Genomic DNA, 22,824 nt, shown 5'->3' on the forward strand with positions numbered 1-22,824 from the left:
GTATGATTCGTCCCGCCGTCCCCGAAGATGTCCCCGAGATCGTGGCCATGGTGCGTGAGCTGGCCGAATACGAGAAGGAGCCCCAGGAGGCGCGCGCCACCGAGGAGCAGTTCCACGCCGCCCTGTTCGGCCCGCACCCGGCCGTCTTCGTGCACGTGGCGGAGGACGAGAGCGGTCTGGCGGGCTTCGCCGCCTGGTTCGTGAACTTCTCGACCTGGCGCGGCGTCCACGGCATCTGGCTGGAGGACCTCTACGTCCGCCCGGACCGCCGGGGCGGCGGCCATGGCCGGGCGCTCCTGGCGGCGCTGGCCGCGATCTGCGTCGAACGCGGCTACCACCGCCTGGAGTGGTCGGTGCTCGACTGGAACGAGCCGTCCATCGGCTTCTACCGCTCGCTCGGCGCGGTGTCGCTGGATGAGTGGACGAACTTCAGGCTCACCGACGAACCGCTCGCCCGCCTCGGCGGAAGCTGACCGCTCAGCCTCGCCAGGCGGCCAGGATCTCGCGCTCGCGCGCGGGCGAGATGCCGTGCGGCCGCCCGGTGCCGTACACCCGCTGATCCTCGGGGATCTCGCGCAGCCAGGCCCAGGTGTCCCGTACGGTCTCCGCCACCGCGCGGCACCGCAGCCCGGCGGCCTCCGCCTTGGCCGTCTCCGCCCGCCAGAAGTACGACAGTTCGGGCGTGAGCGGCGCCCACAGCGGCAGCTCGACGAAGACCCCGACCTCATGCCGCTGGAGCACCTCGTCCGGCGCCCACACGAACTCGGCGTCGGAGCCGGTGACCTCCTTGCACATGCCGAGCAACCCGCCGAACGTGGCGTTGCCCGCCGGCCCGGTCACGAGGAACCGGTCGGCGACCCGCCGCTCGGCCTGGTCGAGGGTGAAGACCGCGAGGTCGCGGACGTCGATCAGCTGGAGCGGCTGCTCCGGCTCGCCCGGCGCGAGCACGGCGCCGCCGTGGGAGACCCGGGTCAGCCACCACGGCAGCCTGGCCACGTTCTCGTGCGGCCCGAGGATCAGTCCGGGCCGCACGATCAGCACGCTGCCGTCGAAACCCGCCTCGACCGCCCGCTCGCACCCGGCCTTCAGCACCCCGTAGTCGCCGTCGCCGGGCCCCGCGTCCGGCGCGCACGCCCACGTCCCGGACTCGTCGCACGCCGGAGCGCCGGGGAAGCCGTCCACCGCCGAGATCGTCGACACGAACGCGTACGCGCCCGCGTGCCCGGACAGCAGCCGCGCCGATTCGCCCACGACCCCCGGCACATAGCCGGAGCTGTCGAGCACGAGGTCCCAGGTACGGCCCGCGACCAGCCGTTCGAGGTCGGCGCGGACCTCCCGGTCGCCGCGCACCGCCTCGACCCCGGGCACGTCGCCGCCGCTCCTGCCCCGGTTGAACGTGGTCACCCGGTGCCCACGGCCGAGCGACTCCTCCACGAGGGCCCGGCCGACGAACGCCGACCCTCCGATCACCAGAATTCTCATGACTGTGATTGTCGGTCAGGTCTTCACCGAGTACGAGGCCGGCAGCGGCGGCAGCATGTGCACCCGCGCCGTGCCGATGTCGAAGTACAGCCCGACCAGCTCCAGCTCCCCGGCCCGCACCTGCTCGTCCACCCGCCGGTACGTGCGCAGGTTGGCGAGTTGCTGCTGCACGTTCAACCGGCACAGCCGGTCGAGCGGCCCGGTGTCCTGGCCGTCTCCCTCGTTGTCGATGAAGCGCGCCAGGCTGTGGTTGCCGTGCCGCAGCCAGCGCCGCAGCCCCGGCATGCTGCCCGCCTGCACCCCGCCGCTGAGCAGCCCGGCCATGGCGCCGCAGCCGGAGTGGCCGCACACCGTGATCGTCCGGACGCCCAGTACCTGCGTCGCGTACTCGATCGCCGCCACCACCGAGTCGTCGTGCGGCTCGGCCCCCCGCCTGGGCACCAGGTTGCCGATGTTGCGCACGGTGAACAGGTCGCCGGGGCCGCTCGCGGTGATCAGGCTCGGCACGATGCGGGAGTCGGCGCAGGTGATGAACAGGTGTGACGGCTGCTGCCTGCGCGCCAGTCCCTCGAAGATGGGCCGCACCAGCGGCGCCGTACGCCGGTGGAACTCGCGCGCGCCCGCCGTCAGCCTGCACTCCTCCTCGGTCGGCCCGCTCTGCTCCGGCACCAGCGCGGACGGCGGCTGCGAGCGGCGCCTGCGGTGCGCCCACGGCAGCCACCACCGGTCGGGCGCACGCGGCGGCGTCTTGGCCGGGAACATGCGCGCGCCGCTGGCCGCCATCGCATACCACTCGTCGTGGACGTCGTCGATGTCGACGGTGCCGCCGAGCCGCTCGTGGTCGACCCGCCAGTTGTGGATGGCCTCGAACGCGGCGTTGTCCATGAAGTCGATGTTGAGGTCGAGGTCGACGCTGGCACCGGCGGGGATCGCGCGCAGTTCGTGCGTCAGCCGGGGAACGCCGAGGAACGTCAGCGAGCCGGAGATCGTCGCGTGGTAGTGGCCGTCGTCCTCGGGACGTACGTTGACCGTGACCCAGGTGAGGCGGCGCAGCGCCAGGACGGCGGCCAGCGCCAGTCCGGCGAGCACCCCCTCGGCCAGGCCGAGGACGATCACGCCCAGCATCGTCAGGATGTACACGGGCACCTCGCCGTGCCCGTGGACCTTCCTGACGTGCCCCAGGTTGACCATCTGCACGCCGATGAAGACCAGCAGCGCCGCCAGCGCCTCCATCGGGATCAGCTTGATCGACCAGCCGAGCCCCACCGCGAACAGCAGCACCCACACGCCGTGCAGGATCGTCGAGGCCCGCGAGCGTCCGCCCGCCTTGACGTTGGCGGTGCTGCGCACGATCACGCCCGCGACCGGCAGCCCGCACAGCGCACCGCTCACCATGTTGGCGACGCCCTGGCCGGTCAGCTCGGTGTCGAGGTCGCAGCGCGGGCCCTTGTGCAGGCTGTCGATGGCGACGCAGCACAGCAGCGACTCCACGCCCGCGAGCAGCGCCACCAGCAGCACCGCGCCGACGACCATGTGCCAGTCGCCCTGCGGCAGCACGGGGAAGGTGAGTTCGGTGAAGCTGCCGGACAGATCGACGCGGGTGACGTCCCAGTCGAAGACCCAGGCGGCGAGCGCGGCGGCCACCAGCGCCGCGAGCGGCGCGGGGACGGCTTTGACGTGGCGCGGCATCCGCGACCAGACCGCCAGCACGGCGATCGTGATCATGCCGACGGCGACGCCGTGGCTGTGCTTGTCGGCGATCTGCGCGGGCAGTTCGATGAGGTTGGCGATCGCGCCGTGCTGGGGCTTGCCGCCGAGGACGACGTGCAGCTGCGACAGCGCGATCACCACACCGACCCCGGCGAGCATGCCGTGGACGACGGCGGGGGAGACGGCCAGCGCCGCCCTGGCCACCCGGAAGATCCCGAGCAGCAGCTGCACGGCACCCGCGAACAAGGTGATCATGCAGGTCGCGCGCCAGCCGTAGGTCTGCACCAGGTCCGCGACGATCAGCGCCAGTCCGGCGGCGGGACCGCTCACCTGTACGGCCGAGCCGCCCAGCGCCCCGGCCACGATGCCGCCGACCACGGCGGCGATCAGTCCTGCGGCCAGCGGTGCTCCCGAGGCCATCGCGATGCCCAGTGACAGGGGCACCGCGACGAGGAAGACCACCAGCGAGGCGGGCACGTCGTATCGGAGCGTACGCAGCGCGTTACTCTGTGTGTCCCTGATCATACCGCAGACTCTATAGCCCGCTAACGACAGGGGTTAACGGGTTAGCGGTGCGATTTCAGGATCACCGGTAGTAGTCGGGGTAGTCCTGCTGCTCGGGAGCCCGGCGGCGACCGCCGCGACGAGGGGTCTGCTGCTGGTCATCACCGGACATCTCCCCATAAGCCGGCCAGCTCGCGTTGCTCGCGGGCGTCTCCGGCCACGCGCCGCCCGCAGGGGCGGCGTAATCTCCGGTCTCGTACGCCGGGTAGACCCCAGGCGCCGGCGGCACCGGCACCGGACCGGAGGGCAGCGGCGCGACCGGCCCGGTGACGGGGGCTGCGGAGGCGGGTACGGCGACCGGTGCGGCCGAGGGCGGCACCGGGGCCGCGAGCACGTCGTCGTAGGACACCGTCCGCGCGGGCACCGTCGGGGTGCCGGAGGCGGGAGTGGGTGCGGTGGTGAGCGGGTCCGAGTCGTCGGCCACGGCCCAGCCGGAGCGCACCTCGTACGAGGCGGGATAGTCGGTGTCGCGGCCGTAGGCGCCCTCGAAGGCGGGCCAGGAGGAGCCGGCGGTGGCGGACTCGTCGAGGACGTCGCGCTGCGGGGTGGCGGGCCACGAGCCGGAGGAGGCGGGGGCGGGCCACTTCGGGTCGAGCGGGTCGGCGGCGTTGGGGGTGGCGGGGAACGGGTCGCTCGTCGGCGCCCCGTGCATGGACCCATTCGGGACGGCGGGGAAAGCACCGGTGCCCAGGGACGTCGAACCGGCGCCGCCACCGAGTGGCGCGGAGGGGCCGCCGAAGGGCGCGGGCGCGTTGCCGCCGAGCGGCGCGGACGGGGAACCGCCGAGCGGCGCGGACGGGGAACCGCCGAAGGGAGCCGACACGGGGTTGCCCAGAGGAGCCGAGGGGCCGCCGCCCAGAGGGGCCGATGCGGGGTCGCTGCCGAGAGGGGGCGAGGCGGGGAAGACGGCGGGGGCGGGCTGGGCGGCGGACTGGCGGGCCGCGCTGCGCGAGCCACGCCTGCCGCTCCGGCCGGAGTTCCGCACCTGCGCGGTGTCCTGCCCGGTGGGCTGTGTCTGGTCGGCGGCGCCGGCCGTGCTCGAACCGGTCATGGTCGAGAAGGTCACCGTCCGCTGGTCCGCGAGATCGGAGGCGGACGGGGCGCGAGGGGGAACGGGAGCGGAGGCGGCGGCGGGTTTCGCCCGCCGCGACGAGCGCTTGGGCTCGGGCTCCAGCTCGACCGCGTCCATCGCCTGCGTGGACTCGCCCACCAGGTCGGCCAGGCCGGACTTGGCGGCGGGCACCGGTCGCGGCGGCAGCGGCGCCTGGACGGTCTTGGCGTTGGGGTCGGCGGCCTCGGCCTGCCGACGGGCCGGTTGCCGTGCCTGCTGGGCCTGCGGCTGGGACTGGGCCTGCGGCGCCCCCTCGACGGGACGTGCGGCTCCCTTGCGGGCCGCGACCGTGCCGTCGGCACCGAATCCGCCCTCGTCGGCGTCGCTGCGGATGTTGGCCCAGAACTCCTCGTCCTCGACGTCGCTGGACGGGTTGCCCCACTCGTCGACGCCGCGCTTGCCGCGCTGGCCGGTGCGTACCGGCCGGGGCTGCTTGACCTCGTCTATGGGGCTGAAGTCCGGGCTGAAGTTGGACATCCGGGGTTCGTGTGCGGCGAACTCGTCGGTGGAACGGGTTTGTGTCATCTCCTCCCGCTCGGCCATCTCCTTCAGCCGTTCCGGAGGAAGGAAACTCTCTCGACGGCTCATCGAACGCTTGCCCAGTGCCACGACGACGAGCACGAGGAGCACGACGGCGACAAGACTCGCTATGACTGCGCCCATTGCACCACCCTCAAAGCCATGGCCTCCCAGCGGCGCCGGTGAGATCGCGCGGCCATCGACACGATCTGCCCCCTTTGATCACCGACGTCTAACAATTGGATCTGATTCTGTCGGACCACTATGAGCGTTGTCACACCCAAAGTGAAGAATTGGTAACCACTACTACCTGCGGTGTTCGGGCTCTCACTCGATGTTGACCGCCGTGAGGCGGCCTCTGGCGATGGTCCGATCCGCGATCTTCTTCAGAATGACCGGAAGCTCCTTGCTCCCGTCGGCGTCGATCCGCGCGTTCAGCGCGTAGACGCTGAACCGGTAGGTGCCGCCTCTGTCGCACGGCGGTTCGTAACCCACCTTGCCACTACTGGCGGCCGCCTGCGCGGTGTTGGCGTCAGGCAGGTCCTCGGCGGCGCCCGTGCCCAGCTCGGTCCAGTCGGGCGGGATGTTGTAGATCACCCACTGTACGGAGGGTTTCGGCTCGGTGTGCGAGTCGACCACGATCGCGATCGACTTGGCGCCGGGCAGCGGCTCGCCCGACCAGCGCAGCGGCGGACTGCCCTGGTCGCCCTCGCAGGAGTACTCGGCGGGCAACGGCTCGCCTTCGCGCAGCTCCGGGCTCGTGACGTTGAGCTGGCCGATGTCGGCGTGGGACCGGCTGGGAAGCAGCGCGCACCCGGACATCGCTACCGCGAGACCGGCGACCGCCGTCATGGCGGCGGCCCGTCGCGCACGCGATGCCGTGTAACGCAGCCCCATGCCGGATGATGCTACGCGGGTCTCGGCGGTGCGCCGACCGTTTCACGCGGGTCGGTGGGGGAGAAACAGTTGTAAACCAATGAGAATCAGGGCAACAAGGGAGTGAGCTTGGCCACACGCCCGGCCAGTGCCACCCCCTGGTCGACGGCGGTGTCCCGGCCCTGATGATCGGGCGCACCCGCCCCGCGCACCTTCTCTGATCTGCCCGTTCTCTCATCTCGGCATTCCCGGCCCCCGTCCGGTGACTGGACGCCTGACGGTGGCCTCGCCTGGGAAGGAGACCGCACGCCGAATCCCGTGGTGCCGGTTATGAGCCGTGCTCAGAAAGAACGCGTCGATCTTCGAAGCGGTCTTCGCCCGGCGCCCCAGAGCGGGTGGCCGAACGGGTTTCGAGTGGCGGATCGGACGGTTGCGCGAGAGGGTGCCGACCCGGGGTCCTGTGCGACGACCTGTTCCGACTGCGGCACGGACGGCGACAGGACGGTGCGACACCCACCTAAGCTGGGCACTGTGAGTGAAATCGAGCCCTCGCCAGGGGCGCTGCGCGATCCTGAGCACCGGGTCTCGCCCAAGGCCAGGCAGCTTTGGCTGCTGGAGTCGCTGATCGGCTTCGTGCTGTTCGTCGGCGGTGCGGTGCTGGTGTCACGGTGGGTCGGTGGCAGCGGGTGGGCATGGGTGCCCGACTGGCTGTCCGGTCAGTCGTGGCTGCTGCCCGCGGGGGTGGCGGTCGTGATGGCGCCGTTCCTGGTGGCCGAGCCGTTCGTCCGGTACGCGGTGCACCGGTGGGAGCTGTCGGACGACGTCGTGTACGCGCGTTCCGGATTCCTCACCAGGGAGTGGGTGTTCGTGCCGGTCAGCCGAATCCAGACCGTGGACAAGGCGCAGGGCTGGCTGGAGCGGCTGCTGGGGCTCGCCACACTGGAGATCAGGACCGCCTCGCACGCAGGGTCGTCGAGCATCAAGGGCCTCGACTACCGGGTCGCCGCCGGACTGGCCGACCGACTCGCCCACCGCGCGGAGCAGCTCAGGGACGACGCCACATGAACACCCCAGACCCTGCCTCGGACCCTCCGCACACCCCACCCTCCCCACCGAACCCCGCACCCGGCCCCACCCCCACGCCGGGCGCTGATGCGTCGCGTGGTCCCGAGAGTGCGGCCGATCCTGGGGCGGCGTCAGACTCCGGGTCCGGGTCCGGGTCTGAGGGTGGGCAGGGGCCTGAAGGGGCGCCGGGTCATGAGGGCGGGGCGGGCGTGGCGCCCGCGACGGGCGGGCCGATGCGGCTCAGTCCCAAGGTGCTGCTCATCGATCCGGTGCGGATGCTGCCCTCGCTGCTCCTGCCGCTGGTGGGTGTGCTGTTCGTCGGCGGATTCTCGACGCGGTCGTTCGTATGGGCGGCGCTGGGCGTCCTCGGCACCGTTGTGTACGCCGTCGTCCGCTGGGCCACCTTCAGTTATCGGATCATCGGTGACCGCCTGGAGATCAAACGGTCGCTGATCAGCAGGTCTGTCCGGACGATCCCGATCGAGCGGATCAGGGGCGTCGACGTCTCCACTCCGCCGATGCACCGGCTGCTCGGCCTCGCCGTACTCAAGCTGGACACCGGAGCGGGCGGCGGCGAGGAGGAAGGCGAACTGGACGGCCTCACCGTCGAAGAGGCCGAACGACTGAAGTCCGTCCTGCTCCGCCGCGCGCCCTCCCCGGCGGTCGCGCCCGCCGAGACGCCCGCGAACCCCGCGCACGCCGGATACCCCGAGCATCCCGGGCATCATCCCGGAAACCCCGAGCATCCCGGGGGCGCCGTGTTCCCCGGACACTCCGGATATCTTGCGCATCCCGGGCACCCTGCGCATTCTGAACGCGCAGGACACTCTGGGCGCCCCGGATATCCCGAGCACAGTCGTGAACAGGGCGAGCGCGTGATCATTCGGGTTCCGCGCGCCTGGCTCGTGTACGGCCCGCTGTCCGGTGCGTACCTGCTCACCCCCTTCGCCCTGGCAGGCGGCGCCATCGGCCTGGCCTTCCAGTGGGGGGACGAACTGGGATTCGGCCGAGACGCCGCCTGGAGCCTGGGAGAGTGGCTGTGGCAGCGGCCGTACCTGCTGCTGGCAGCCGTCGTCCTGCTCGTCGTCGCGATGCCGTTCGTCGGCGGCGTCATGTACGCCGTGTTCAACTGGGACTTCACCCTCAAGCACAGAGACGGCTACCTCGTCGCCGAGCGCGGCCTGGTCAACCGGCGCAGCGTCTCTCTGGAATCGCGCAGAGTGCGCGGTTACGAACTCGCCGACGGGCTCGCCGAACGCTGGGCCGGAGTCGTCCGTGCCTGGGCCATCGTCACCGGCCTCGGCGACTCCCGGGCCAGGGGCCAGCTTCTGCCCGACGTACCGCGTGCGGTCGCCGAGCAGGTCACCTCTACCGCCATCGGCCCATACACGGCCCCGCTGCGCCCGCACCCGCCGGTGGCCCGCGACCGGCGCCTGTTCCGGGCGGTCGCCCCGTGGCTGGCGCTGGCCGCCTCGGCCGCACTCGTCGCCGTCCTCACCCAGGTCGGCGGCTGGTGGGCGCTGGTGGCCCTCGCCCTGCTCCTCGCCGCCGTCGGCGTCCCGCTGGGGCTGGACAGGTATCACTCCCTCGGACACGGCTACGACGGGGTACGGCTGAGCGTCCGCTCAGGCTCGCTGCGCCGGGCCCAGGCGGTGGTGGAACGGCGTGCGGTCGTCGGCTGGCGGATGCGGCAGACCTGGTTCCAGCGCCGCGCCGGAGTACTCACACTGACGGCCGGGGTCGGCGCGGGCCAGGGCGGCTACTCGGCCATCGACGTCTCCTGGGACCAGGCGGTGTCGTTCCCGTCCGAGGTCACCCCGGACTGGCTGGCCCCGTTCGTGGTTCACCCCGAACCCCGACAGAACCCCTGACCCCGCGACCTCCGGAGGACTCCAGATCCGGCCTCCTCCGGTGGCCCCGGTCCGGCCTCGTGCGATGACCCGGGTCCGTGACTCCGAGCCCGGTGCCGTGCCCGTGACTCCGAGCCGGGCGCCGCGTGGAGACTCCGGTCCGGCACCATGAGGGGCGAGTCCCGGCCGGGTGCCGTCCGGGGATCCCGGTCAGGACCGGCCAGGGGCGTCCAGTCTCGGCATCATGGCCGGGTTCCCGGTCATGCCGGGCGGTGCGGTCAGTCCTGCTTGCGGGCGCCGAACATGATCTCGTCCCACGTGGGGACCGAGGCGCGGCGACCCCTCGAACCCTTGCGCGTCTGGCGCGCGGCGGGCGCGGGAGGCGGTGACGGCACCGGAACCGGAGGCGTGTCCTTGGGCTTCGGACGCTTTTCCATGTCTTCCCTGGCCCCCTGCTTGGCGTCTTTGCCGTCGCGCTTGTCCTTGGACGTGGGCTCGCTCTTCACGTCCTCTTCGGCGGCCCGCGCTGCGGGAACCGCAGGCTTCTCCTCGGCGACCGCCTCGACGGACGCCTCGGGCGATGCCTCCTGCGGTACGGCTGCGGCCGCTGCCGCCACGGTCTCCGTGCCCTGCTCAACCGGCGCCTCAACCGGCGCCTTGACCGTCGAGGTCCCAACCTCGGCGGCCCCAACCTCGGCGGCCCCAACCTCGGCGGCCTCGGCCTCGGCCGCATGGACCGTCGGGGCCTCGACCGTCGGGGCCTCGACCATCGCAGTCTCGACCGTCGCAGTCTCGACCTTTGCGGCCTCGGCCACCACAGTCTGTTCCGCAGTACTGTCACCAGGCTCGGCGCCAGGCTGTCCATCGGTGACTGCCCCAGGCCGCTCGGCCGTCACAGCAGCCTCGGCCTCGGGCCGCGCTCCGGCAGGGGCCTGCTCTGCGACGGCAGGCTTGGCCGTTTCGGCAGGCTCGGTCTCGGGCTTCCGAGCCGCAGCCGCGTCCTCCGCAGGCGCGGCCGTGTGTGTCCCTGCCTCGGCTTCGGTGTCGGCGGGCGTGGAGGCAGGTGCCTCAGCCGCGACCTCGATGTGTACGGAGGCTGAGGTCTCGGCGGGGACCTCAGCGTTGACGGAAGCCGGTGCCTGGGCCGTGACCTCGGTGTGCACGGAGTCGGGGGCCTGCGCCCCACCTTCAGCGGAGGTGGGCTCCTCGACCGCGACCTCAGCGGAGGTGGCGACCGCGACCGCGACCTCGGCGGAGGCGGGTGTCTCAGCGGCGACCTCGGCGGAGGCAGGTGCCTCCGCCGGTGCAGAGGCGGGCGTCTCAGCCGCAGCCTCAACGGGCGCTCCACTGACGACCTCGGGCCGCGCTGCCTCAGCCTCGACAGCCCCGGCCTCGACAGCCCCGGCCTCGGTTGCCTTGGACTCGGTCGTCACGGTCGCCGGCTTGTCCTGCACCGGTGCGGCCGTGGGTGTCTCTGCCTCGGCCTTGGTTTCGGCGGGCGCGGAAACAGGCGCCTCGGCCGCCACCTCGGCGGGCGACTGCTCGGCGGCCACAGGCGCTCCGACGTGCGTGCTCTCGGCGGCCTCGCTCACCTGCCGCTCAGGTGCCTCCTGCTGGGCCGGTGCCGCAACCTGGACCGGCGCCGGCTGGACGGGCGCAACCTGGACGGGCGCTGGCTGGGCGGGCGCAACCTGGAGCGGTGCCACCGGCGAAACGGGTCCCACCGGCTGGACGGACGCCGCAGGTTGGACGGGTGCGGTGGGCAGGGGCGGCTGTGAAGGCGCCGGGGACGGCGAGGTCTCCTGCTGCGGCGGGGCGGGAGCGTAGATGGACTCAGGCTCCTGCGGCGCCGCCCGCCCGGGCCTGCCGTCCGAGGACAAGTCCGGGTGCCAGGCGGACGGCGCCGACCGCCGAGCCTCCCCGGCGCGGACGTCGTCACCCCACACACCGTCGGCACGGGAGTCCTGGCCCAGGTCGCCGGGCAGAAGGTCACCGGGCCGGGGATCGCGGGCGTCACCGGGCAGAAGGTCACCGGGCCGGGCGTCACCCAGGCGGGCGTCGCCCACGCGCGGGCCGCCGGGGCGGAACTCGGCGGAACGCGCGTTCCCGGAGCGAACGTCCCCCGGGCGGAGCTCCCCTGTCATGATCGGGTTCTGGGACGGGTGCCGGGCCGGACCGGCGGGCGCCTCGTGCCCCGGCATCGCGTTCCCACGCGAGTAGTCCCCTTCGCGGGTGAACGCCCGAGGCTCGCCGTACCCGCCCTCATGGCGAGAGAAGTCCCGCGCGTCGGACGGGTATGCCCTCGCGCCCGGCGAGTACGGCTCGTCGTGCCGTCCCATGGAGTCGTGCGATGCGGTGGGACGGGCCACCGCGGGCGGCTCGTGGCGGATGACGGACGGCGGCTCCTGCCGAGGTCCGGACGGGTCGTGGCGCACGACGGACGGGAACGACGGCAGCGGCGGGACCGGCTGCAGCTTCCCGGGGCGCGGCGCGAACGGGGTGACGGTGGTGTCCTCGGCGGGCGGGTTCGGGTCGAAGTCGGCCGACGACAGCCGCATGGACTCGTCGTCGTGCGGGGTCACGTGCCGCTTGCGCGGGTCGAAGAGCCATTCGGCGTGGCGGGTGTGACCGTTCCAGACGTAGCCGAGCTTGACGCGCCACAGGCCGTCGTCGCGCTTGGCGGAGTCCCAGTCGATCTCGTCGGTGGGGACGCCGCGCCTGGTGAGCCGCTCGGCGACGAGTTCGCCGAGCGTCGGGCCCGGAGAGGACTCTCCCGGCATGCGGACGGCGACGCGTTGCGCCTGCTGGGCGACGTACTCCCGCTCCTGGAGCACGGGGCCCTCGAACCAGCGGACGCGCTCGACCGGGATACCGGCGGTCGCGGCGATCTCCTCCGCGGTCTCTCCGGCCCGGATACGGGCCTGGATCTCCTTGGGGCGCAACGGACTCTCCACTTCGATCTCGTACTGGCCGAGACGGGAGAAGTTTCCGCGGACGGCAGCGCGGAGCCGGTCGTCCACGGGAAGTGTGAACCGCGTACCCCGCCCGGCTGTCGCCAGGACGAGATAGGTGCCGTCCTCACTCACCGCGACGAGTCGGAGCTCCTGCATGCGAGTCCCTTCGTCAGCGTGCTCATTCTTCCCCCGGACCCTTGAGTCTCTCGCGTGTGCCGGTTGCCTGCCAGCACCGTACCCGGCATGTCCGAACATCGCCTTCCTGGGATCCTCCCCAAACGATGTGACGCCGGTCACATTTAGGGTTTCCATCCTCTCTACAGTCCACCCGAGTGCAACAGGAGGTTGGGCGTCTGTGAGGGATTGTCGTGAATCGCGTCCCGAGTCGCCGAGAACTTCAGCCAGGACGCGAGCGCGGCGGCGCCGGAACCGCGATGGGACTCCAGGTAGAGAGCGGCGGCGCCCGCCACGTGAGCCGCCGAGGCGGAGGTACCGCTGAGGGTCCTCGCGTCGTCGCCGGGCCAGGCGGAGCGGACTCCGACGCCGGGGGCGTACAGGTCGACGCAGGAGCCGTGGTTGGAGAACGGCGCGCGCGTGTCGTCCGCGCCGGAGGCGGCCACCGCGAACGCCTTGCGCGCGGGCGAGAAGCCGCAGGCCGAGGCGTCGCCGTTGCCGGCAGCGGCGACGGCGAGGACGCCGGAGCGGGTGAGTCTGGTCACAGCGGTGTCGAGCGCGGCGGACGGCGCCCCGGCGAAGGCGAGGCTGGCGACGGCGGGTCCTCTGGCGTGGCGCCGTACCCAGTCGATGCCGGCGATGACGTCGGAGACCGAGCCGGACTCGCAGCCCAGCACCTTCACCGACGCGACCTTCGCCTGGGGCGCGACGCCGTGGGTGCGTCCGGCGGCCAGGCCCGCGACGTGGGTGCCGTGCCCGCCGCAGTCCTCGCCGCGCCCGCCGGTGGCGTCGAAGGCCCGCCAGGCCCGGTCGCCGAACTCGCGGTGGGAGACGTCGACGCCGCCGTCGAGGACGTACACGGTGACGCCGCGCCCGGTGGCGCTCCTGCGGAAGCGGCCGTCGAGCGGCAGCAGGCGCTCGTCGAGGCGGTCGAGCCCCCAGCCGGTCATGGGCAGGACGCGGCCGTCGGGTTCGAGCGAGCGGACGCGGGCGTCGGAGCGCAGTTCGGCGGCCTGGGCGTCCGTGAGGAGCGCGGCGAAGCCCGGCAGCACGGCCGTGTAGTAGCGGCGCACCCGCCAGCGGGCCTCACGGACCAGTTCACGGGCGGCGGGGCGATCACGCGCGGTGACGATGTAGGCGTGCGTGGGCTCTCTGGCGTCCGGCCGCGCCGCGAGGCCCGAAGCGGGAGGCGTGGCGGCGAGCGGGGCGACGGTCGTGACGGCCGTGGCCACGGCCGCGGCGGCATAGACAGAGGTCAAGGCGTATCGGCGGGGCACGGCCGTCGAGCCTTCCTGTCGTACACGTCACAGGAACAACGGGACACGCGACCGCGTCTATTCACGAGACAGCTCTTTACCGAGCGTATGACAAGAGGGGACTGATCAGGGGGATGAGCGGCGAGCCGCGGCGGAAGTTCGAGCTGAGCGTGCCGCAGGTCCTCGGTGGCGCCCTGGCGGCGGTGACGGCCGCGGTGGCCGCGTCGTATCTGGGCGTGGCGGGCACGGTGATCGGCGCCGCGGTCGCCAGCGTCGGCACCACCGTCGGGGGCGCGATCTACACGCACTACCTGAAGCGGACAGGGGAGAAGGTCAAGGAGCACGTCCACCGGCATGACGACGGGGAGGAGCCGGCGCCGGTACGGCGGCGCCCGCTGCCGTGGCTGAAGCTGGGGGTGGCGGCGGCGCTGGTGTTCGCGATCAGCATGGGGACGATCGTGGCGTACCAGATGGCCAGCGGGGCGCTGGTGGCCGACCAGTTGCCGGGACGCAGGCCGCCGGCGTCCGAGCCGCAGCGCGCGCCGGTGCAGGAGAAGCCCGGCAAACCCACCGAGGACCCGCACCCGCCCGCACCGCCGTCCTCGGAGCCGCCCGCCCGGACGCCGACGCCAACTCCCACCCCGACTCCATCCCGGACCCCCACGAAGGCCCCCACGAACCCGCCCACGAAGACTCCCGAACCTCCGGTGACGCCGTCGGCGCCCCCCGAGCCGTCGTCGGAGCCGTCGTCGGAGCCGACAGGGCCGGAGCCTCCGGCTGACTCCGTCCCTCCGGACGAGACGCCGACGACCGCCCCCTGAGCGGTCATCTCTCCCTTGGGGCAACAGACAGACGCATCCGTCACGGCTCCCGCCACCCTCACGCCACCCACCGCACTCCGCCCGGCGGCCTCCAGGAACACGCTCCTCCCCGCGCTCCGTCCCGCCGCGACGACTCCGCTCTTACCCGTGGCCCGCCGCACACTCGGGCGGGATCAGCCCAGGACGGTATCCAGGTATGGGTTGGTGAACAGGCGGTGCGGGTCGAGGGCCGCGCGCAGGGCGGTGAAGTCGGTGAAGCGTGGATACACCCCCGCCAGGTACTCCGCCCGCATCGTGTGGAGTTTGCCCCAGTGCGGCCGTCCCGACAGCCGGGTCATGATGTCCTCCACCCCCGCGAAGTACTCGGGATTCGGCGTCCGCCGGTACACATGGCAGGCGATGTACGCGGTCGCCCGCCCGTAGGCCGTCGACAGCCACGCCGACGACGGCGGCGTCACCCGCACCTCCACCGGGAACGTGATCCGCCAGTCCATCCGCTCCACCAGGTCCCGCGTCTCCCGCAGCGCCTGCGCCAGGTGCTCGCGCGGCACCGCGTACTCCATCTCCAGGAACCGCACGTCCCGCCGCGCCGTGAACACCCGGTAGGAGGCGTCCACGGACTCGGACTCGCCGAGCGCCGCCGCGCTGACCGCGTTGATGCGCGGGATCAGCCCCGGCGCGCGGGCGCCGAGCGCGCACGCCGCCCCGAACAGGGTGTTCTCCAGGAAGACCGTGTCGAGCCACTGCCTGGCGGCGCCGGGTGGCCGCGCCGGGCCCTGATCGCGGTTGTTGGTCTTGACCAGGCAGGTGTCGGTGTGCGGCAGCCAGAAGAAGTCGAGGTGCTCGTTCTCCGAGGTGAGCGCGTCGAGCGAGTCGAGGATCCGGCTGAGGCCCATGCGGCGGCGCCGGTTGCGCAGGAGGAAGGCGGGCTCCACGGCGAGGGTGACGGCGGTGATCACGCCGAGCGCGCCGAGCGCGACGCGGGCGGCGTCGAACAGGTCCTCGCCGGGCGTGACGGTGGCGAGGGTGCCGTCCGCGAGCACCATCTCAAGTTCGAGCACCTGGTCGGCGAGGCCGCCGGAGTCGCGGCCGGTGCCGTGGGTACCGGTCTGGATGGCTCCGGCGACGGTCTGCTCGGTGATGTCGCCCATGTTGGCCAGGGCCAGCCCGCGCGCGTGCAGGAGCGCGTTGAGCTCGTTGAGCGGGGTCCCGGCGAGGACGGTGACCCGGTCCGCGCCCCAGGAGCGCACGCCGGTCAGCGCAGCGGGGGTGAGCATGATGCCGTCGGTGAGGGCCACCCCGGTGAAGGAGTGGCCCGTCCCGATCATGCGGACCCGCCGCCCGGAGGCGGCGGCGTCCTCGACGGCGCGCACCACGTCGGCGGCCGACGCGGGCGCTCGCACTTCGGCGGGGGTGCCTGCCTGGTTGCGGGCCCAGTTCGTGAAGACCATGCGCACCCCCTGGGGGAGCTGGAGCGGCGTTCCGTCAAACGTGAACGATACTCAGTTCTGCCAGCCCGCAGGAAGCGGGTACGCGTCGCCCGCCTTCACGCCCTTGTCCTTGATCAGGGTGGACACCGTCACCAGCGTGTACCCCTTGTTCTGGAGCGTCTTGACGATCGCCGACATCGAGGTCACGGTCTGCTCGACCCAGTCGTGCATGAGGATGATGCCGTCGGGCTGGGCCACCGAGAGGACCTGCTTCTTGATCGCCTCCTCGTTCTTGCTCTCCCAGTCACGCGAGCCGCCCGTCCACAGGATCTGCGGCATGCCGAGCTCGCCCGCCACGTCCGAGGTCTGCAGGTCGGTCATCCCGTACGGCGGACGCAGCAGCTTGGGCGTCACCCCCGTCGTCTTGGCGACGATGTCCTGGGTCTTCTGGATCTCGGTGCGCATGGCCGACGCACTGATCTTGGTGAAGTCCTTGTGGGTGTAGCTGTGGTTGCCGAGCTCGTGGCCCTCCTTGGCCATGCGCTTGGCGAAGGCCGGGCGGCTCTTGACGTACTGCCCCTGGAGGAAGAACGTCGCCTTGGCGTTGTGCCGCTTCAGCGTGTCGAGGAGCTTGCCGGCGTGCTGGCCCGGTCCGTCGTCGAAGGTCAGCGCGATGCACTTGGCCTCGGCGCAGTCGACCTCGGCCGGCGCCGCCGCTGCGGGTGACTGCGCCAGGGTGACGGTGACAGCCGCGATGGCCAGGAGTGAGAAAAATTGTCGGGACATAACGAAGCTTCCATTGTTGAGGGAGTTGCTTGAGGGATCTTTCGACCGTAGCGGATCATTCCGGACGGGAGAAGAAGCCCCGGCAATCCTCAGCAAACCTGGAGGGATCAGCTCTGAGCGGGGGAGGAGACCTCGGAGGTCCGCAGCAGACCCGAGCCCACGACGCCGAGCACGACCGCCAGCAGCGCGGCGCCGAGGGAGAAGCCGTAGGCGTTGGAGGCGCCGAACGACTCCGCCAGCCTGCCGCCCGCCCACGCGCCGAGGGCCACGCCGAACCCGATCGAGGTCGAGATCCACGCCATGCCCTCGGTGAGCAGCGCCTGCGGCACCATGCGCTCGGTGAGCGAGAACCCCGTGATGAGCGTCGGCGAGATGGCCAGGCCCGCGACGAACAGCGCGATCGCCATCACCCACGTCTCCTGGACGAACGCGATCGGCAGCAGGCCGACCGCGAAGATGCCGAGCGCGCGCACGAACCGGCCGCGCAGCGAGATCCGCCAGGTGCGCGAGCCGAACCACAGCCCGGACACCATCGAGCCGCCCGCGAAGGCCGCCAGCAGGAAGCCCGCCGCGCTCTTGGCGTCGTTCTCCTCGGCGAAGGCCACCGTGATCAGGTCCACCGAGCCGAACACCGCGCCCACCCCCAGGTAGACCACGGCCAGCAGTGCGACGCCGGGGATGAGGATGGGGCTGCGGCCGCCGGCCCGGGTCGCCACGATCGGCGGCTGCGTGCGCCGCTGGCCGGCCAGCGCCAGCGACCCGCCGACCATCGCCACCATGGCGACGATCAGTCCCGCGAACGGATTGACATAGGTGGCCAGCAGTGTCACGGCGGCCGGGCCGGTCACGAAGATGACCTCGTCGGCGACGGACTCGAAGGCGAAGGCGGTGTGCAGCCGGGGTGACCCGCCGTGCAGGGTGGACCAGCGGGCGCGCACCATCGACCCGATCGACAGCATCGTCATGCCCACGAGCAAGGCGGTGACGTACAAGGTCCACTGGGGCAGCCGGAAACCCACGCTCAGCATCAGCGCCACCATCGCCAGCGCGTTGAACAGCACCACGGGGACGATCACCCGGGCCTGCCCCAACCGGTCGGCCAGCCGCCCGGAGAACGGCGCGGCGAGCGCGTAACTGGCGTTGACCAGGGCGGCGACGGCGCCGGCCGTGGCATAGGAGTCGGTGAGCTCGGAGATCAGCAGAACGATGCCGATACCGAGCATCGAGATGGGGAAACGGGCGATGAATCCTGCGAGGACGAAGCCCTTCACACCTGGTTGGCTGAACAGACCTCGATAGGACCCGACCACGATTTCCCCCTTTATCGCTGTTAAACCTTCTTGTAAGGAACCATGGAACAGCAACCGGTTTTCGGTAACGTGTCCCGGGTGTCCGCTCTTCCCGCGCGCCGTCCGGTGCTGTCGCTGCTGAGCGCCGTCGGCGTCGTCGCGGCGACCACCGCGGTCGTGCTCGTCCTCTCGCGCGACGACCTGCCCGCCGGCCAGGACACGCCCCAGCGGGTCACCGACGCCCAGCCGTCCGCTCAGCCGTCAGGGGAGCCCGAACGGCTGGAGCAACTCACGCCCCAGCAGGCCCAACAGCCCCAGCAGGTGCAGCAGTTCGGCAAGGGCGGGCCGGGCATCACGCCCACCCCGCCCAGGGTGCTGGCCATCGCGCGCGACGCCGTGCCCAAGCAGACCCGATTCGCCCTCGGCAGGCTCCAGCACGTGCAGAAGGTCGCCGTCGCCGACGCGGGCGTCGTCAAGATCGCGGGAACCGGCCTCAACCTGCTGGCCGTCGACCCGGCCGAGTTCCGTTCCTGGACGCCGGAGGCCGTGGCGGGCGAGCCCGCCGTGTGGAGCGCGCTCGAACGCGGCGAACTCGTCGCCGAGACCTCGGCGGCGAGCAGGCTGGGCATGGTCCTGGGCGCGGAGTACCAGGTCGACGGCGGCCCCCGGTTGCGCCTGGCCGCCTCGGCGGCACTCGGGCTGAAGGGCATCGACGGCCTCGTCAGCGTCGCGCGCGGCCGCGAACTCGGACTCGCCCCCGAGGTCGCCGTGCTCCTGCACGGCAAGGAGGGCCGCGTCGGCACCGGCGGCGTCGCCGGCCTGCTCGGCGAGGGCGCCCAGGTCATCGCCCTCGACGGCGGCAAAGCGCCGGAGCCGCCCGCCGCCGTGACACCCGACACGCCCGACACGCCCGACACACCCGGGCCGCCCGCCGCCGGGACGCCCGGCAGGCCGGGCAACTACCTCGACCTCTACAAGCAGGCCGCGACCCGCTGTCCGGGCCTGTCGTGGACCGTTCTCGCCGCGATCGGCTTCGTGGAGAGCAGACACGGCCGCAACAACGGGCCCTCCAGCGCGGGCGCGCTCGGCCCGATGCAGTTCATGCCCGCCACCTGGCGGGCCTACGGCGTGGACGGCGACGCCGACGGCAAGAAGGACATCTGGAGCCCGTACGACGCGGTGCCCGGCGCCGCCAACTACCTGTGTGCCAACGGCGCGGGCAAGGGCGGCCAGAAGCTACGCAAGGCGATCTGGTTCTACAACCACTCCTGGTCGTACGTGGACAAGGTGATGGGGTACGCGCAGGCGTACGCCCGCGACTACACCTGAGGGCAGGTCTCGACCGAGCACGGCACCGGCTCCGGCCCCGCCATCAGCTCGCCCACCATGCGGACGAACGCCGGATGCGTGCCCACCGTGCCCGCCCGCTCCATCGGCAGCCCGATGTCCGCCGCGACCTGCCTGGCCTCGGTGTCGAGGTCGTAGACGACCTCCATGTGGTCGGAGACGAACCCGATCGGCACCAGCACCACCGAGTCGGCCTTCACCTCGCGCAGATGGTCGCAGACGTCCGGCTCCAGCCACGGCACCTGCGGCGGCCCGCTGCGCGACTGCCACACGAGATCCCATTCCCCACCGCGCCCCAGCGCCCTGTTGACCAGCTCGGCGCTGCGCAGCAGCTCGCTCTCGTACGCGCCGCGCGCGTGGGCGAGCGGGATGCTGTGGGCGGTGAAGACCAGCCGCGCGTCGTCGCGGCCGAGCCGCGCCAGCGCCTCGCGCACCCGGTCGGCCATCGCCTCGACGAAGCCGGGCCGGTCGCCGTAATGGGGGAGTTTGACCAGTTCGGGCCCGTCGGGCAGGGAGATGCGGGCGATGTCCTCGTAATACTGGCGGCAGGAGGAGTATCCGGCGAAGGCGGAGGTGGCGAAGACCGCCGCCCTGCGCACGCCGTCCTCGCGCATCCGCCGCACGGTGTCCTCGCCGTACGGGTGCCAGTTGCGGTTGCCCCAGTAGACCGGCACGTCCAGCGTCGGCGCGAGCGCCTCGACGAGGTCGCGGTTCTGCTGATTGATCGGGCTGATCCCGCCGAAGCCCAGGTAGTGCTCGGCGACCTCCTCAAGACGCTTGCGCGGCACGCCCCGGCCGCGCACCACGTTCTCGAGGAAGGGCATCACGTCGTCGGGCCCTTCGGGGCCGCCGAACGACAGGATCAGCAGAGCGTCGTAGTGTCCCACACCCGCAAGCGTAGGGGTGTCAGGGGGAGGTCGGCTTCCGGGCACCTGCGGTAGGTTCGATCGGGTGAGCGCATTCAACGACATCCGCGACTATGTGGCCATTCCCCGGATCCTGTCCCTCAAGCTCGCTCCTGACGGCTCCCGCCTCGTCTGCGTCGTCCAGTCGTTGAATCCCGACGGCAAGTCCTACGGCACCGCCCTGTGGGCCGTCACCGAGGGCGGTGAGCCGTACCGGCTGACCAGGTCGGCCAAGGGCGAGAGCGCCGCGGACTTCACCTCCGCCGGCGACGTGCTGTTCACCTCCGCCCGCCCCGACCCGACCGCCGGGGACGACGGCGAGAACGGCGCCGCCCTGTGGCTGCTGCCGCGCGCCGGCGGCGAGGCCCGCAGGATCGCCGAGCGGCCGGGCGGTGTCGCCGCCTTCAGGACCGCCGGCGACACCGTCGTCTTCGCCGCCGACGTCCTCGACGGCGAGGAGTCCGCGGAGGCCGAGCGCCGAAAGGCCAGAAAGGACGCCGGGACCAGCGCGATCCTGCACGAGGGCTACCCCGTGCGCTACTGGGACCACGACCTCGGCCCCGGCCGTACCCGCCTGTTCGCCGGGCGGCTCACCGGCGACCGCCTGGCGGACGTGCGCGACCTGACACCGGACGCGGGCGACGCACTGCGCAACCTCGACTTCGCGCTCACCCCCGACGCCGCCACCGTCGTCACCACCTGGCGCACCGCCCTGCCCGGCGGGCAGGAACGGTACGACCTGGTCGCCGTCGACGTCGCCACCGGCGAGCGCCGCACCCTCCTCACCGACGACGGCGCCGACCACGCCGGGCCGCTGCGGATCTCCCCCGACGGCACGAGGATCGCCGCCACCCGGCAGCGCCACACCTCGCAGGAGGTCTCGGCCCGTACCGAGCTGTGGATCGGCGACCTGGCCACCGGTGCGGGCCGCACGTACGCGCCCGACCTGTTCCCCCTCGACCTGGCCTGGGCGCCGGACTCGGCCGCCGTCTACATCGCCGCCGACCACCAGGGCAGAAGGCCGATCTTCCACGTCCCCCTCGACGGCGAGAGCACCCGCCTCACCCACGACGACGCCGCCTACCTCGGCCTCAACGCCGGTGCCGACGGCCTCTACGTGCTGCACAGCTCGCTCACCCACCCGATGGGCCCGGCCCGCGTCGACGCCGCCACGGGCGCCGTCACCGGCCTGCCCTCGCCCGCCGCCCGGCCCGAACTGCCCGGCACGCTCACCGAGGTGTCGGCCACCGCCGACGACGGGGTCACCGTACGCGGCTGGCTGGCGCTGCCCGAGGGCGCGAGCGCCGACGACCCGGCCCCGCTCCTGCTGTGGATCCACGGCGGGCCCCTCGGCTCGTGGAACGACTGGCAGTGGCGGTGGAACCCGTGGATCATGACCCAGGCGGGCTACGCGGTCCTGCTGCCGGACCCGGCCATGTCCACCGGCTACGGCCAGGCGATGATCGACAGAGGCTGGGGCGACTGGGGTCCCCGCACGCAGGCCGACCTCGACGCGATCGTCGACGCCACCCTCGACCGGCCCGACGTCGACCGTGAGCGGATCGCCGCCATGGGCGGTTCCTTCGGCGGCTACATGGCCAACTGGCTGGCCGGGCACAGCGACCGCTACCTGGCCATCGTCACCCACGCCTCGCTGTGGCACCTCGACCAGTTCGCCGGCACCACCGACGCGGCGGCGTACTGGCAGCGCGAGTTCGGCGCCCCCGGCTCCGAGAGCTACACGCGCCTGTCGCCGCACCTGTCGCTGGAGCGGATCGACACCCCGATGCTGGTCATCCACGGCGACAAGGACTACCGCGTGCCCATCGGCGAGGCCCTGCGCCTGTGGTGGGACCTGCGGCGCACCGACGTCGAGTCGAAGTTCCTCTACTTCCCCGACGAGAACCACTGGATCCTCAAACCGGGCAACATCGTCGCCTGGTACGAGACCGTCCTCGCCTTCCTCGGCCACCACGTGCTCGGCCGGGAGTGGAAGCGCCCGGACTCCGTCGCATGAACGCGCTCCTGAGCCTGGCCGAGGACATCGCCCGCGAGGCCGGTGAGATGCTGCTGGCCAAACGCCCCAGCCTGACGCCCTCCGGCGTCGAGACCAAGTCCAGTCCGACCGATGTCGTCACCGCCCTCGACCGGGCCTCGGAGGAGCTGATCCGCTCCCGCATCCTCGCCGCCCGCCCCGACGACCGCATCCTCGGCGAGGAGGGCGGCGACACCCCCGGCACCAGCGGCGTGCGCTGGATCGTCGACCCCGTAGACGGCACCGTCAACTTCCTGTACGGCCTGCCCGACTGGGCCGTCTCCATCGCCGTCGAGTCGGCGGGCCAGGTGGTCGCCGGGGTCGTCAACGTGGTCCCGCGCGGCGAGGTCTTCACCGCCGCCCTCGGCGAGGGCGCCTGGCTGGGCGGCGAACGGCTGCGCTGCAACACCGGGGTGCCGCTCGCGCAGGCGCTGGTCGCCACCGGGTTCGGCTACGCGCCGGAGCGCCGGGCCGTACAGGGGCGGGTGGTGGCGGAGCTGTTGCCGCGCGTGCGCGACATCCGCCGGGGCGGCGCGTGCGCGAGCGACCTGTGCTCGGTCGCGGCCGGGCGGGTGGACGCCTACTACGAGCGCGGCGTCCACGTCTGGGACCTCGCCGCCGCCGGGCCGATCGCCGAGGAGGGGGGGGGG

The 22,824-nt window shown here is 72.3% G+C and carries 17 protein-coding genes; 7 read left to right on the forward strand and 10 right to left on the reverse strand.

Translation table 11 applies throughout. From position 1 onward, the window contains the following. The first annotated feature begins 2 nt into the window (after positions 1-2). Positions 3-473: a GNAT family N-acetyltransferase gene (locus tag ABD120_RS01305; RefSeq protein WP_343947767.1), complete on the forward strand. Its 471-nt coding sequence runs from the start codon at positions 3-5 to the stop codon at positions 471-473. 4 nt (positions 474-477) lie between these two features. On the opposite strand, the gene ABD120_RS01310 is transcribed toward ABD120_RS01305, so the two are convergent. From ABD120_RS01310 to ABD120_RS01325, 4 genes are all read right to left on the reverse strand, one after another. After that, the gene (locus tag ABD120_RS01310; RefSeq protein WP_343947768.1) at positions 478-1,482 is read right to left on the reverse strand and encodes an NAD-dependent epimerase/dehydratase family protein; all 1,005 of its coding nucleotides are present in this window, start codon (positions 1,480-1,482) and stop codon (positions 478-480) included. Positions 1,483-1,497: 15 nt separating this feature from the next. Further along, positions 1,498-3,717 carry a SulP family inorganic anion transporter gene (locus ABD120_RS01315; protein WP_343947769.1) on the reverse strand — a complete coding sequence of 740 codons (2,220 nt, stop codon included), beginning with the start codon at positions 3,715-3,717 and terminating at the stop codon, positions 1,498-1,500. A gap of 61 nt (positions 3,718-3,778) precedes the next feature. Beyond that, positions 3,779-5,530: a hypothetical protein gene (locus ABD120_RS01320; RefSeq protein WP_343947770.1), complete on the reverse strand. Its 1,752-nt coding sequence runs from the start codon at positions 5,528-5,530 to the stop codon at positions 3,779-3,781. 183 nt (positions 5,531-5,713) lie between these two features. After that, positions 5,714-6,283 carry a YbhB/YbcL family Raf kinase inhibitor-like protein gene (locus ABD120_RS01325; RefSeq protein WP_343947771.1) on the reverse strand — a complete coding sequence of 190 codons (570 nt, stop codon included), beginning with the start codon at positions 6,281-6,283 and terminating at the stop codon, positions 5,714-5,716. A 510-nt stretch (positions 6,284-6,793) separates the two neighbouring features. Between ABD120_RS01325 and ABD120_RS01330 the strand changes: the two genes are divergently transcribed. Further along, on the forward strand, positions 6,794-7,327 hold the full coding sequence (locus ABD120_RS01330) for a PH domain-containing protein (protein WP_343947772.1): 534 nt from the start codon (positions 6,794-6,796) through the stop codon (positions 7,325-7,327). 209 nt (positions 7,328-7,536) lie between these two features. Next, on the forward strand, positions 7,537-9,198 hold the full coding sequence (locus tag ABD120_RS01335; RefSeq protein WP_343947773.1) for a PH domain-containing protein: 1,662 nt from the start codon (positions 7,537-7,539) through the stop codon (positions 9,196-9,198). Positions 9,199-9,455: 257 nt separating this feature from the next. Here the strand turns inward: ABD120_RS01335 and sepH are convergent, their stop codons facing one another. Further along, a complete protein-coding gene (gene sepH / locus ABD120_RS01340) occupies positions 9,456-12,287 on the reverse strand; it encodes a septation protein SepH (RefSeq protein ID WP_343947774.1) in 2,832 nt (943 codons plus the stop codon). A 161-nt stretch (positions 12,288-12,448) separates the two neighbouring features. Beyond that, positions 12,449-13,564 carry a S8 family peptidase gene (locus ABD120_RS01345; protein WP_343947775.1) on the reverse strand — a complete coding sequence of 372 codons (1,116 nt, stop codon included), beginning with the start codon at positions 13,562-13,564 and terminating at the stop codon, positions 12,449-12,451. A gap of 131 nt (positions 13,565-13,695) precedes the next feature. On the opposite strand from ABD120_RS01345, the gene ABD120_RS01350 reads away from it, so the two are divergent. Continuing rightward, positions 13,696-14,382 (forward strand): hypothetical protein, encoded by a 687-nt coding sequence (locus tag ABD120_RS01350; protein ID WP_343947776.1) that lies wholly within the window; start codon positions 13,696-13,698, stop codon positions 14,380-14,382. A 173-nt stretch (positions 14,383-14,555) separates the two neighbouring features. Here the strand turns inward: ABD120_RS01350 and ABD120_RS01355 are convergent, their stop codons facing one another. The 3 genes from ABD120_RS01355 to ABD120_RS01365 all read right to left on the reverse strand — a co-directional run bounded on the left by ABD120_RS01355 (position 14,556) and on the right by ABD120_RS01365 (position 17,869). Continuing rightward, a complete protein-coding gene (locus tag ABD120_RS01355) occupies positions 14,556-15,833 on the reverse strand; it encodes a D-arabinono-1,4-lactone oxidase (RefSeq protein WP_343947777.1) in 1,278 nt (425 codons plus the stop codon). Between the two features lie 51 nt (positions 15,834-15,884). Beyond that, entirely contained in the window at positions 15,885-16,598 is a 714-nt protein-coding gene (locus ABD120_RS01360) for a polysaccharide deacetylase family protein (protein ID WP_343947778.1), read from the reverse strand. 107 nt (positions 16,599-16,705) lie between these two features. Then, positions 16,706-17,869, reverse strand: coding sequence for an MFS transporter (locus ABD120_RS01365; protein WP_343947779.1), 1,164 nt, complete (start codon positions 17,867-17,869; stop codon positions 16,706-16,708). 117 nt (positions 17,870-17,986) lie between these two features. Between ABD120_RS01365 and ABD120_RS01370 the strand changes: the two genes are divergently transcribed. Next, the gene (locus ABD120_RS01370; RefSeq protein ID WP_343947780.1) at positions 17,987-19,216 is read left to right on the forward strand and encodes a lytic transglycosylase domain-containing protein; all 1,230 of its coding nucleotides are present in this window, start codon (positions 17,987-17,989) and stop codon (positions 19,214-19,216) included. Here ABD120_RS01370 and ABD120_RS01375 read toward each other — a convergent pair. Next, complete coding sequence (locus tag ABD120_RS01375; RefSeq protein WP_343947781.1) at positions 19,207-20,121, reverse strand: ferrochelatase; 915 nt, start codon at positions 20,119-20,121, stop codon at positions 19,207-19,209. The genes ABD120_RS01370 and ABD120_RS01375 overlap by 10 nt on opposite strands. A 64-nt stretch (positions 20,122-20,185) precedes the next feature. Here ABD120_RS01375 and ABD120_RS01380 point away from each other — a divergent pair, with 64 nt between their 5' ends. After that, the gene (locus ABD120_RS01380) at positions 20,186-22,156 is read left to right on the forward strand and encodes a S9 family peptidase (RefSeq protein WP_343947782.1); all 1,971 of its coding nucleotides are present in this window, start codon (positions 20,186-20,188) and stop codon (positions 22,154-22,156) included. Beyond that, the coding region (locus tag ABD120_RS01385; protein WP_343947783.1) for an inositol monophosphatase family protein at positions 22,153-22,824 on the forward strand (672 nt) is incomplete at its 3' end. The genes ABD120_RS01380 and ABD120_RS01385, both read left to right, overlap by 4 nt.

This window comes from Nonomuraea longicatena (assembly GCF_039525605.1).
Classification (GTDB): Bacteria; Actinomycetota; Actinomycetes; order Streptosporangiales; family Streptosporangiaceae; genus Nonomuraea; species Nonomuraea longicatena.

What these genes read in the sequence shown, in the direction of transcription:
- ABD120_RS01305 (WP_343947767.1), top strand. Translation starts at nt 3, where the DNA reads ATGATTCGTCCCGCCGTCCCCGAAGATGTCCCCGAGATCGTGGCCATG.
- ABD120_RS01310 (WP_343947768.1), bottom strand. Translation starts at nt 1,482, where the DNA reads ATGAGAATTCTGGTGATCGGAGGGTCGGCGTTCGTCGGCCGGGCCCTC.
- ABD120_RS01315 (WP_343947769.1), bottom strand. Translation starts at nt 3,717, where the DNA reads ATGATCAGGGACACACAGAGTAACGCGCTGCGTACGCTCCGATACGAC.
- ABD120_RS01320 (WP_343947770.1), bottom strand. Translation starts at nt 5,530, where the DNA reads ATGGGCGCAGTCATAGCGAGTCTTGTCGCCGTCGTGCTCCTCGTGCTC.
- ABD120_RS01325 (WP_343947771.1), bottom strand. Translation starts at nt 6,283, where the DNA reads ATGGGGCTGCGTTACACGGCATCGCGTGCGCGACGGGCCGCCGCCATG.
- sepH (WP_343947774.1), bottom strand. Translation starts at nt 12,287, where the DNA reads ATGCAGGAGCTCCGACTCGTCGCGGTGAGTGAGGACGGCACCTATCTC.
- ABD120_RS01350 (WP_343947776.1), top strand. Translation starts at nt 13,696, where the DNA reads ATGAGCGGCGAGCCGCGGCGGAAGTTCGAGCTGAGCGTGCCGCAGGTC.
- ABD120_RS01355 (WP_343947777.1), bottom strand. Translation starts at nt 15,833, where the DNA reads ATGGTCTTCACGAACTGGGCCCGCAACCAGGCAGGCACCCCCGCCGAA.
- ABD120_RS01360 (WP_343947778.1), bottom strand. Translation starts at nt 16,598, where the DNA reads ATGTCCCGACAATTTTTCTCACTCCTGGCCATCGCGGCTGTCACCGTC.